Genomic DNA, 9,820 nt, shown 5'->3' on the forward strand with positions numbered 1-9,820 from the left:
GCCGATTTGTCAAGTGTCGGTTCAGTCAGGCTCAAGGGATTTGCTCGTGGTCTCAGAGGATGCGTGATCGCCGAGTATGGAGTTGTTTTGGAGGAAACGCCGCCGGCAAATGCCGTGCACCAGCCTCAAACGCGCTCAGGGCCGCCGCCAATTTTGGCTGCAACATCCTTGGCCCTCGAACTGCGCAATTAGCGCTAAGATGCGATAAACTGCGCAGTTACAATAGACCCTTTTCGTTACGAATTTACAAATGCTTAACCCTGATGCCGTTTCGAGCTTAGTTGTCCGCGGACAACTCACAGGGAATGCAGGAGAACACCTCAGACAGAGCAGTGGTTGTCCGCGGACAACCAAATGGCGCCAGGTGGAACGATGAAGGATCGATTGCTATGATGGCGCCGAAGTCCACCGCCGGCCTCCGGACACCCCATCTCATTACGCGGCTTCCAGTCCGACGGCCGGCTGCAGCATTGTGAGATACTCGGCAGCGGCCTGCGCCTTCGCAGCGGCCGTGATGATGGCTCTCTTGTCACTCTTAAGGACGGCGAGCCAGCTCGCCAGATAGGCGGCTGTGTTGTCGCGTGGATCATGCGCCACGCCCAGGTCGGCACACAGGAACGATGCCGCGAGCTCCGCAACAAGCTCCTCCACGGCGTAGCCTTCACTGCCGAACCTGCCCGTCAGATCGCGGTCCAGGCGATGCTTTGCGCCGGACCAATGCGAAACCTCGTCTAGCAAAGTCGAGTAAAGGTGAACCTCGCTGTCGAAACGCCCGCGGTCAGGCATGAGGATGTCGTTGATGCTGGGCCGGTAGCAAGCTTTGGCACCACCGTAGCTGACGCTTGCGCCGATGTTCTGGACGAAGCTCTCGAGGGCCTCGATGTGCGGAGCCGGATTGCCGAGAGCTCCTCGGCGGGGCTGAAGAAGCGATCCGGTATGTTCTCGATCTGCTCAATATTGAAGACGGTGTAGCCCTTCAGATATGGAATCGCGCGGTCTTCGTCATCGTCGTGATGCTTCGGCGTGAACGTGCCATATTTGACGACGAGGGTGCCTTTTTCGCCCTTACGGGCTTGACCACCGAAGTCCTGCGCCTGCCGGTAGGTCATCCAGGTGTTTTCCTCGCAGCCTGAGCCGAACTCAACGTGGGCGGAACCTGAATGTTGCAAAGTGAGGATCGGCATGGCTGGATACGGTGACGATGCAGGCTCCACGGCCTATGCGACGGCAGGCAGCTATACCTGCCAGCAGGCACGATCGCAGCGGCGCGCCACGCGGCAGCGCCTATATTGACGGCCCCTACGGCATGCTTCCCCAGCGTGCCCACGGGGGCTTGGCACAGCCACGGGCTTGGCCTCCACCGTGTACGGCGCGACGCTCGCTAGCGATCTGACCCTGCAGCGGGTGATCGATGCCTCGTATCAGCCCGCGTACCTCGAACTGGTCAATCCGGGCTCGCTGCGAGCGCTATGTCACCGATTCGGACGGCATCGTCCATGTGCCGTCGACCCGTTCAGACCGACGCGGACAATTTGCCCATCATTGCTGAACTTGTAGGTCCCAATTCGCCCTTGCGGGCCACCGACGCGGTAAAGAGCTTGATATCAAACTTTCTTTTTGGTTCAGACTCGTGGGACATTCAGACTCGTGGGACATGACCCACACGACGCGCTACCGTGTGTCTCGCCATCACGCCACCGCCATCCGACTTTGAGAAAGATCAGGTAGACCGGTCGAAACGGCCCGATTTGCGAAGCTTCGCAAGCAAGCTCTCTGCCGCGCCGTGGTAGTTGGCAGAGGCCTGCTCGGCCATCGGCAGCGAACTCCACACGGTTAGTTCGGCCACCAGAAAGTCGTTGTCTGCGTCCACCGGCGCGGATGTAAGTTGTCCGTTTTTATCCATCATGATTGCTACCACGGTGTCGTTTGCGCCGTACCCAATCGCCGCCATCCTCTGAATGCGAGAATCGCCGTCCACGCGAACGTCGAACAAGACAGATCCGCCAGTTTTCTCCGCGATGTCATCCACTCGGTCGGAAAACGCCCGATTCATACCGCCTGTATTGGCAAGTGATTGCTCCAACAAAACCAGTTCAACATACTCCGCCTTCATGCCGTGACTATGGGCGCACAGGCCCAATCGGCAATCCTACCCGGATCTTTTCACACAGGAATCCCAATGACATCCTCCAACGCGCCGCGGCGTGCGCGGCGACAATCAAGGTGAGACCGAACCAAGCACGAGACAGATGATATTGGTGATGATTGCGATTTCGACGCTGTTCCAGGTGGCTGCGATCAAGCGGTCGTTCTGCCACAACGAAGCGTACCACTCCGTCGTCCCTGATTGTCCTGACCCACAAGCTCCTCCCCAGGAAGAAACTAAGCCTTGAGCGGGCGCGTGGGCGGCTGCAGCATCCGCAGACAACCCTCCGATCTCTTTCCGCTTCCTCGCAGGAGCGCCAGCTCCATGTTCGGCGTTTGCGCCGATTGCTGAGGGACGGACACAAAGAACGCGACTGCCTCTCCGCTCGTTGACCGTCTCGACCCGAGTTGCCGTCATGCCCTCCACCTCCATACGCAAAACGGGGTCTGATCCGGAAAGAAGAATCCTCTCGGTCTGGTTTGTAGCCAGTGCCAAGGCATACCGAGTTTGAGAGCGTTCCGCCGGAGACCTTTGCCGCGTTCCGGGCCGCATCCGCCAGGGTCGCTATTTCGACGACGCATGCGCAACAACTTCCGGTACCACCTTGTTGCTGCCGGTAGCGACCGGGGGACAATCTGACATTTCGGTGCCGAGTTCGTCCTTTACGCTCCAACCGTCGGTTTGTGGACGCATTGAAGCTCTGGAACACCAGTGGCCCTGAGCGCGCATCGCGCGGAAATTTGCGGCCTGTTGCGATGCTCCGCCAAGCGGCCGGATGTTCAGCGTGTCAGACCGCAGTCCGTGCAGGTCTGGCCTCGGCCAGTCGACGTTGTGCAGACCTAATCCTGTCGCACAGCGCGATGTTAATGCCGACGCCGCAGTCTTTGTCCAGGATTTCGGTGGCACGTGGAGAGACAGCTCCGCTTGTTCACGCGCTGCCTGGCTTTAGGCAACTCGATGTTCAAAAGATCGACCATCATTCAAGATCCGAGGGGCCCCTTCATCCAAGGGACCCCTTCAATTGTTAACCGGCCCCGGTCGCATTGGTTCCAGTGGGAATCTGCACAGGGATTGGACGCGAGGATTCGTAAGCCTTGGATTGCCGACCAACTGCGGCCACAAAATCTTGCCATCGATTGCCTGCGGCGGCGCTGGCCAGCCGCAGCTCACCAACGGCGCCTCATCGGGCCAAGGTGATCGCCCGAGTACGAGTTTGGAGCCAAGTCGGGTTAAGCAGCCGTGTCGAGCGGCGCCGCCGGCGTCTGCGACTAAGCCAGCTTGCCGATGCTAGGTCGGCTTGGCAAAAAACCCCGGCAGGGTATGGACGGTATATTACTCGACCCTAATTAAGCGCCATGTTCCGCTTGCTGCTTAGCTTCGTCTCATTGTTATTTTCCACCACGCTTCTTTATGCGCAAGAGTGGCAGCCCTTCGGCATCAAGCAGTTTGGCTTTGTATTCGATGCGCCCCCCGGCTTTGTTTTAACTCAGCGTTCCGACCAGGGAGCAGCTTTTCAGGGCAAAAACGAGGCCTTTCTTGCTGTTTGGGGCGCAAGGCTCGGAAAGGCCAGTTTCCGCGCCGAAATAGAGCATCGAATTGTCGAGGATGAAAAGGCGGGCTGGAAAGTGACCTATCGGCGCGTTAAGCCGACGTGGGCCAGTTATTCCGGTATCAGGGACGGGCAAATCCGCTACGTACGCGTCATTGCCGTCTGCAATGACGGTGCGGCGCTCTTTATAATGAACTACAGCAGATCCGAAAAAATCGCCTACGATCCCGTCGTCGTGCGAATGGTGCGATCGCTACGTGCGGAAGGCTGCTAAAGCCTGAGACTTTCAGAAATATGTGTGGACGTTGATCGCGCTGGCCTGCAGCGAAGACTGAGATTTAACTGCAACAGCGGTTCTCGGTCGCCCCGTTCCACCGCCGCACCGCCAACGTGAGGGAATCTGCCGTTTCCGTGGCTCCGCAACGGCGAAACCGAACCAGGCTGGGCGCCTATCCCTCACCGCGACCGCGGCGCAGCCGAGGAGATGGGGATGTTACGGTCCTCTGTTTAGGGTCGAGGGTCAAAAAGTTTACCAGCTCCCGACCGGAAGCTGGTCGCAGAGGAAGTCCTTCTCTAAATTCCATGGCAATCCTTTGGTTCGCACCTCCAGTGTACGTCAAGACGGAGCACGACGGCTTCCGCTAGGGGTCCACCACGTGCACGCTGCAGCCAAGGAGCTCCTGAAGCAACCGTGGCCCTGACTGGAACCTCGCGGTGCGCGTTTGCGTGGCTGTTATTGCCGACGAGATGAGCCTGAGGAGTGCCGCAAGGCGTTCCTGGCCGCTGCCATGGAGGAGGGGATGCTTTTTCCTGATTAGCAGGTCGTGTGGCTCTTCGCACAAGCCAAATTCGATCACCGGCTCAGACATCCCTTCCAAACATTTCCACCCCCTCTAATTGTCCCTCGATGGCAACCCATTGGTTCGTCCCTCCGGTGTTCGTGAAGACTGAAACCGGCGACAGGCATGGCTGCAACAATGCGAGGACAGCCCTTGAGCAACTCAAGAGGTGGACCCGCAGAGGACCTCGCTGGCACAAGGCGGTGACCCTCTGCCTGTCAGATCTAGAGGGCGATCCGATTGACCCTCAGGTGGTACGAAAGGCCTTTGAGGCTGCCGCCAAGGAAGCCAAGATGTATCTCTCCCCGTAGGAGGAGGAGAATTTCTCCCAAAGATTCAGTCCTTTATTTCGTACGATTCGAACATTGATTTGTTCGAGAGGTGACCTAAGTGGCCGCTTGGGTTCCCGCTGAGGTGGGAGGCCTCGTATGAACCTTTGGACGGACTGTCGACCCGACAAGGTGACGGCCAAACAGCTTGTTCACGAGCTAATCCTGCAAGCCTCTCGCGGCCAAATCATCTCCGTCAAAGACACTATCGCAGCGGTGCGCCGAGACGGGCCGAATCTGGTGGAAAGTGACTGCGCGCTGGTCGAACTTATTGTCGAGATTGCGCCAGCCGTTGGCCTGTTTGTCGGGTTCGATCTTCGCGAATAGCCGCATGGCTCTCCACTGGTTCAACCCTATAGGATCGTGAGCGGCACGGGGAACTTAGCGAGCTGGTTACGAATCCCCGCTCGGTAGTTCGACCAAACATTCTGGACCCTTTTAGAAACTGCTATTGCTGGCGTTATGGCTCTGCGGGTACCGACATGGTTGTTGCCTATGTGGCAGGTCATATTTCGATTGAGGATGTTCAGATGACGCACCGCGTGATGAGCGAGTTGCGGCGCAGACTTGAGGCAGATGAAAATGTCGAAGAGCAGGCCTGGGCCGTCAGTGAGCGGCGGGTCTCGGACTCAATGCCTGACGACGCGCCCGTGATCTCGCAATCCCGCGCTTAGGACGTCGGGACCGCTGATGCCACAACAACAAGCAGAGCCGCAGTCGCGACAAACGACGTCGAGGCGAGCAGCAGTCCAATCAGGGTTACGAGACCGTCGCATTCCATCAATGCGACGGCCAAGACTACCAGTGAGAGCACCGGCAGGATATTGCCGAAGGGAATCAGCAGGGCGATAACGACAGCGAGCAGGAAGATCGGAACGCCGAGCGGGTCTGCACCGTCGGGCCCGTCAGGATCTGCAGCCGACCGGTGCGCACCACTTTCTCCACCCGGCTGATCATCGGCACCGAATGACGGACCATAAGACCGAACGCCACAGGCGAAAACTGGCGCTCTCTGATGATGGCGGGCAACCAGACCCTCCGGCTGCCCTCGACGATCTGGAGCGGGACCAGCGCGAGCCCGCTGCCGAACACCGTGCCGAACGGCCCCGGGATCGGCGTCAACGCTGGGATGGCTCGGACATCTCACCCACGCAGCCGGTCCTCACGCATCCTCGCCGGCTCTGTTCAGAGCCCGGACAAGGGCTGCGCATTGCGGGTCCTGGCTATCCAGAAGCTCCGCCGGCGCGGTACGGCCAATCGCTATATTGATGGCGGTGGACCGCCGCCCAGCCGTAGTCGCCGGCGGCGCGCTCGATGAGTGGCGGGTCCTGAGACGTCAGGCAGTTCTGAGACTGGCGAACGATCTCCACGGAAGCTTCGCGCGCTCTCCGACCAACTCAAGGAGGCCAGTGGTGACAGCTTCCAATCGAAATATATCGACATGCAGACCCAGGCGCATAAGGAAGCGGTGGCGCTGTTTTCCGCTTACGCAGATTCCGGCGACGATCCGGCTGAAATGAAGGAGTTGCCAAAAAGACGCTGCCAGTGCTGCAGATGCACGAACGTCACGTCAAGGATCTCGCTGCCGCGCATCAATGGCGACGACCGCCAGCGGCTTCGCAAACGGAAACGTCCGGCATGAAGGGAGCGGCTGTCGTCGGGACCCGGGAACAAAGTACCGAGAGTGCCGTTATTCACCTGGCTTATTCCCGAGAGGATCCAACGGGAGGCGGCATTCGCGAGGCGCCAAGGGCAGTAGAGCTGGGTTTCGGCACCGTCCCGATTGCCGCTGTCACAGGCTGAATCGATTTCCGGCCAGGACAGGTTACCATGCGCTACGGCGAGATATTTGCAAACGCAACGGCACTCTTGTTGGTGACGCTGATGATTGGCGGCGTCTTCGTCCTGTTTGGAGAGCCGCTGTGGCCGCGGCACTACGCGAGAATGGTGCTGGTCACGGATATCGATGCCATGACCACCGCGTCAGTCCGAACAAGCTGCCTGCCCAGTCCCTGCCTGCCCGACACCATCGATCATACCGTGCTCACTCCTCGCCCCGAGGACGGACCTTGATTTGCGATTTGCAGACGCTGGAGCTGGGTACGGAAAAGCCCGCCGCCCGAGCTGCGCGGCGGGCTTTTTTGGTGAATCAACCCACGGTAGACCGTCTGGCCACGACTAGGTCAGGATAATCACGATCTTGTAGGTATTCGGGTCGACGATGACGATCCGGCCGTCAGCGAGCACGAAATACTCGTAATTTTCATAAGCCGGAACGATTTTGACGATGCGCGCCGGCAGACGATGCAGCCGGACCTTCTTTCGCGGGACCTCGACGCCGACGGAGATGTCGAAATCGACATTGGAAACGGGTTGGACGTTCGTTTCCTTGATGACCTGGGTAATCTGGGTCTTCTGTTCAACGGTCACATTGCTGATGGAAGCGGTCGAACTCTGGTCCTGCGTCTGCGTCGAGGCATTGCCTTGGGTCTGCTCGGTGGTCGTGGTCCCGGCCTTGCCCTGAGCCTGCTCGTCGGTCTTCATCTTGGTGCTGCCCGTGGCCTGCTGGTCGGTCGTGGCGCCAGGCTTGCCCTGAGCTTGCTCGGTGGTTGTCGTGGTTCCAGCCTTGCCCTGAGCCTGCTGATTGGGCTTGATCTTGGTGTTGCCCTGAGCCTGCTCGGTGGTGGTGGTTCCAGCCTTGCCCTGGGCTTGCTCCTCGGTCTTCATCTTCGTGTTGCCCGTGGCCTGCTGGTCAGTCGTGGCGCCAGCCTTGCCTTGGGCTTGCTGATCGGTCTTCAGTTTCGGTTTGCCCTGGGCTTGCTGGTCAGTCGTAGCGCCAGCATTGCCCTGTGCCTGCTCGCCGGTCTTCAGCTTCGGTTTGCCCTGCGCCTGTTGATCAGTGGTGGCGCCGGCCTTGCCCTGAGCCTGCTCGCCCATCTTGGCGCCGTTCTGGCAATTGGCAGTGCCCGCTGCACAATTGGCGCCGGACTGATCGTCGGTCGACTGCTGCGTCTGGGCAAGTGCGGCCCCGCAGCTGACGCTGATTGCTAACATGCTGGTGATCAGAACGCCTTTCATGAGAGATCTCCTTGGAAAATGCGTCCCTTCACCCCGCAAAACTGCGTTTAAAAAACTTTGTTCCAAACTAATGGAAGGAAACGGCAAGCGATCCGAGTGGCGGAACAAGCTCCACCTGATGACGTTACCGGCCTAGCCACCCGCTGCGAACAGCATGACGCAGCGCAGCGCAGAGGTGGCTCACGAGGAAAGGAGACAATCATGAGAATGCATCTTTCGGCGGCCGCGGCTGGGTTTTTGCTGCTTGCGGGTATTGGCGCCGCTGCCGCTCAGGACGTGGTCATCGAACCGCAGCAGGAGACGATCGTACGCGAGTATGTGAAAAAGCAGCCTCTGGCGTCCGTCCAGCTCCCCGGCGTGGAGCTCAATGTCGGCTCGACCCTGCCCGATACCGTCGAGCTTCATGAAGTCCCCAACGTCAAATACCGCTACGTCGTCGTCGACAACCAGACCGTCCTGGTCGATCCAGGCACACGCAGGATCGTGAAGGTCATCCAGTGAGCAAGCGCGTTGTTTTGAAGGGACATGCGGCGACGTTGAGCGACAATGAAGTACCGCACCGACACCGTGGCTACTGGCCATCGTGGCAAGGACAACCGTGCGCCTGACAAGGCCGGGGATGACCAAAGCCCCGCTCCGGCGTTGGGGCGAGGGCGGGGGGACGCTTTGGCCGGAGCGGGGTTAGGCTAGGTAGTCACCTCGTGGCAAGCAGAGGCGACCGCCGTTAAGACTAGCGGATTTTGTGGCGCTTTCAACATTTCAATATCCGTGACTGAGTGCCTATCGCCTCGGCGGCGCTGGTAAGGAAGCGGGCTTCTCGCAAGAGCGAGTTCCAGTTGAGGTTGCCCAATAGGTTGATGAGGTCGCGCGCCTGTTCGACGGTGATCCCCGTTTCTTTGACCAGCCGCAGAATGACCGGGTCGTGCATCGGCGGTGGATTGGCGACTTCGCCGGCATCGTAGAACCTTCCAGCGGGAGCCCAAATCATCGGGACGAGGTAGAGCGTCTGCATTAATAGGCAAGAAGGCCATTCTACAAGCGGACGTTTGTACCTACTGCACTCAACCGGCTGGGTGATTAGCATGAGGCTTAGGCTGCGGTGCATGAGCACGCGGTAGCTGCGCAAGCTTCGCTACACCAGCGCACTCGGTCGTGCGCATTGGCACGCTGGCATGTGCATCGGTGGCGGCAACCGGCAGGGTGGGTGGTTTCAGAGATTGAGTGCAGAAAAGGTCAGGAATAAATCGGGAGCGACTGTTCCCGCGTTGTCCTCGACACGCTTGCCCTCCGCATCCGTCCCTTTGATCTCGGTAGTCCACGCGTCGGTGGGCGCCGATTGCTGGCGGATTTGATATAAGCCTATTTGGGCCGGCGTGCGGCAGCGATGGCCTGCAACAGATTGATGCTGTTCACGTCGGGTTCGCTGGATGCGGCAACGGCAAGTGCGGCGGCTTCGGCTATTTTCGCGACGTCGTCGCTGCTGATCGTTCCACGCTTTTCCAGCAGATTTACGAGTTCGACAACGAGAAGAAAGGCGTTCACACCATATCGTTCGGCTCTGAGCTCGAACTCGCCTCGAGCCAATTTCTCCGCGTCTCCTTCAGCCCGTTTGTCCACGTTGGCGTCCTCTCCTATGGCTACACGCTATCAACGCTTAGCACGAATGGTTTAATCCTTCGAACTGGCCACAACCTTCGCCAATTGCCCGGCATAGTGTCGCCGGTGGCAGGGGCATGGGTTCAGCCAAGGATGAGACCAACCAACAGAACGGTAATAATAAAGGACAACACGACGGCAAGTAGCCCGCATGCTTCCAAAGTGTTGGTTTGCCAAGCTTTCGTCGGGCGCCTCCGGTTTGAATTGCCGTTTCGCGAAACAA

11 protein-coding genes and 3 pseudogenes are annotated in these 9,820 nt (G+C 59.1%); 7 read left to right on the top strand and 7 right to left on the bottom strand.

What is annotated here, in order from left to right:
- Positions 1-435: 435 nt before the first annotated feature.
- Both NKI41_RS29725 and NKI41_RS29730 read right to left on the bottom strand, forming a co-directional pair.
- Positions 436-1,133 (bottom strand): annotated as a pseudogene (locus NKI41_RS29725) (ArdC family protein); the annotation flags it as partial.
- 587 nt (positions 1,134-1,720) lie between these two features.
- Entirely contained in the window at positions 1,721-2,113 is a 393-nt protein-coding gene (locus tag NKI41_RS29730; RefSeq protein WP_502898893.1) for a hypothetical protein, read from the bottom strand.
- 1,388 nt (positions 2,114-3,501) lie between these two features.
- Between NKI41_RS29730 and NKI41_RS29735 the strand changes: the two genes are divergently transcribed.
- The 4 genes from NKI41_RS29735 (at position 3,502) to NKI41_RS29750 (ending at position 5,537) form a co-directional block, all read left to right on the top strand.
- Positions 3,502-3,969: a hypothetical protein gene (locus NKI41_RS29735; RefSeq protein WP_352474337.1), complete on the top strand. Its 468-nt coding sequence runs from the start codon at positions 3,502-3,504 to the stop codon at positions 3,967-3,969.
- A 633-nt stretch (positions 3,970-4,602) separates the two neighbouring features.
- Positions 4,603-4,845: a DUF982 domain-containing protein gene (locus NKI41_RS29740; RefSeq protein WP_352503259.1), complete on the top strand. Its 243-nt coding sequence runs from the start codon at positions 4,603-4,605 to the stop codon at positions 4,843-4,845.
- 117 nt (positions 4,846-4,962) lie between these two features.
- Entirely contained in the window at positions 4,963-5,190 is a 228-nt protein-coding gene (locus NKI41_RS29745; protein ID WP_352686325.1) for a hypothetical protein, read from the top strand.
- A gap of 155 nt (positions 5,191-5,345) precedes the next feature.
- A complete protein-coding gene (locus NKI41_RS29750; RefSeq protein WP_352619117.1) occupies positions 5,346-5,537 on the top strand; it encodes a hypothetical protein in 192 nt (63 codons plus the stop codon).
- Here the strand turns inward: NKI41_RS29750 and NKI41_RS29755 are convergent.
- A pseudogene (locus NKI41_RS29755) lies at positions 5,534-5,955 on the bottom strand (exopolysaccharide biosynthesis protein). The gene NKI41_RS29750 and the pseudogene NKI41_RS29755 sit on opposite strands and share 4 nt — an antisense overlap.
- Positions 5,956-6,025: 70 nt before the next feature.
- Positions 6,026-6,233: pseudogene (locus tag NKI41_RS33395) on the bottom strand (hypothetical protein); the annotation flags it as partial.
- On the opposite strand from NKI41_RS33395, the gene NKI41_RS29760 reads away from it, so the two are divergent.
- Together NKI41_RS29760 and NKI41_RS29765 are read left to right on the top strand one after the other, a co-directional pair.
- Positions 6,182-6,505 carry a DUF4142 domain-containing protein gene (locus NKI41_RS29760; RefSeq protein ID WP_352619115.1) on the top strand — a complete coding sequence of 108 codons (324 nt, stop codon included), beginning with the start codon at positions 6,182-6,184 and terminating at the stop codon, positions 6,503-6,505. The pseudogene NKI41_RS33395 and the gene NKI41_RS29760 overlap by 52 nt on opposite strands.
- 188 nt (positions 6,506-6,693) lie before the next feature.
- Complete coding sequence (locus tag NKI41_RS29765) at positions 6,694-6,936, top strand: polymerase (protein ID WP_352686328.1); 243 nt, start codon at positions 6,694-6,696, stop codon at positions 6,934-6,936.
- A gap of 105 nt (positions 6,937-7,041) precedes the next feature.
- On the opposite strand, the gene NKI41_RS29770 is transcribed toward NKI41_RS29765, so the two are convergent.
- Positions 7,042-7,941, bottom strand: coding sequence for a DUF1236 domain-containing protein (locus tag NKI41_RS29770; protein ID WP_352686331.1), 900 nt, complete (start codon positions 7,939-7,941; stop codon positions 7,042-7,044).
- Positions 7,942-8,142: 201 nt separating this feature from the next.
- Here NKI41_RS29770 and NKI41_RS29775 point away from each other — a divergent pair, with 201 nt between their 5' ends.
- Positions 8,143-8,442 (top strand): DUF1236 domain-containing protein, encoded by a 300-nt coding sequence (locus NKI41_RS29775; protein WP_352686334.1) that lies wholly within the window; start codon positions 8,143-8,145, stop codon positions 8,440-8,442.
- Positions 8,443-8,692: 250 nt separating this feature from the next.
- On the opposite strand, the gene NKI41_RS29780 is transcribed toward NKI41_RS29775, so the two are convergent.
- Positions 8,693-8,953: a hypothetical protein gene (locus NKI41_RS29780; RefSeq protein ID WP_352686337.1), complete on the bottom strand. Its 261-nt coding sequence runs from the start codon at positions 8,951-8,953 to the stop codon at positions 8,693-8,695.
- Positions 8,954-9,300: 347 nt separating this feature from the next.
- The gene (locus NKI41_RS29785; RefSeq protein WP_031211977.1) at positions 9,301-9,558 is read right to left on the bottom strand and encodes a hypothetical protein; all 258 of its coding nucleotides are present in this window, start codon (positions 9,556-9,558) and stop codon (positions 9,301-9,303) included.
- Positions 9,559-9,820: the final 262 nt, after the last annotated feature.

The sequence above is a fragment of the Mesorhizobium sp. M0601 genome (genome assembly GCF_040320845.1).
Lineage (GTDB): Bacteria > Pseudomonadota > Alphaproteobacteria > Rhizobiales > Rhizobiaceae > Mesorhizobium.

Coding starts and splice junctions, on each gene's coding strand:
- NKI41_RS29730 (WP_502898893.1), bottom strand. CDS start 2,113: ATGAAGGCGGAGTATGTTGAACTGGTTTTGTTGGAGCAATCACTTGCC.
- NKI41_RS29735 (WP_352474337.1), top strand. CDS start 3,502: ATGTTCCGCTTGCTGCTTAGCTTCGTCTCATTGTTATTTTCCACCACG.
- NKI41_RS29740 (WP_352503259.1), top strand. CDS start 4,603: ATGGCAACCCATTGGTTCGTCCCTCCGGTGTTCGTGAAGACTGAAACC.
- NKI41_RS29745 (WP_352686325.1), top strand. CDS start 4,963: ATGAACCTTTGGACGGACTGTCGACCCGACAAGGTGACGGCCAAACAG.
- NKI41_RS29750 (WP_352619117.1), top strand. CDS start 5,346: ATGGTTGTTGCCTATGTGGCAGGTCATATTTCGATTGAGGATGTTCAG.
- NKI41_RS29765 (WP_352686328.1), top strand. CDS start 6,694: ATGCGCTACGGCGAGATATTTGCAAACGCAACGGCACTCTTGTTGGTG.
- NKI41_RS29770 (WP_352686331.1), bottom strand. CDS start 7,941: ATGAAAGGCGTTCTGATCACCAGCATGTTAGCAATCAGCGTCAGCTGC.
- NKI41_RS29775 (WP_352686334.1), top strand. CDS start 8,143: ATGAGAATGCATCTTTCGGCGGCCGCGGCTGGGTTTTTGCTGCTTGCG.
- NKI41_RS29780 (WP_352686337.1), bottom strand. CDS start 8,953: ATGCAGACGCTCTACCTCGTCCCGATGATTTGGGCTCCCGCTGGAAGG.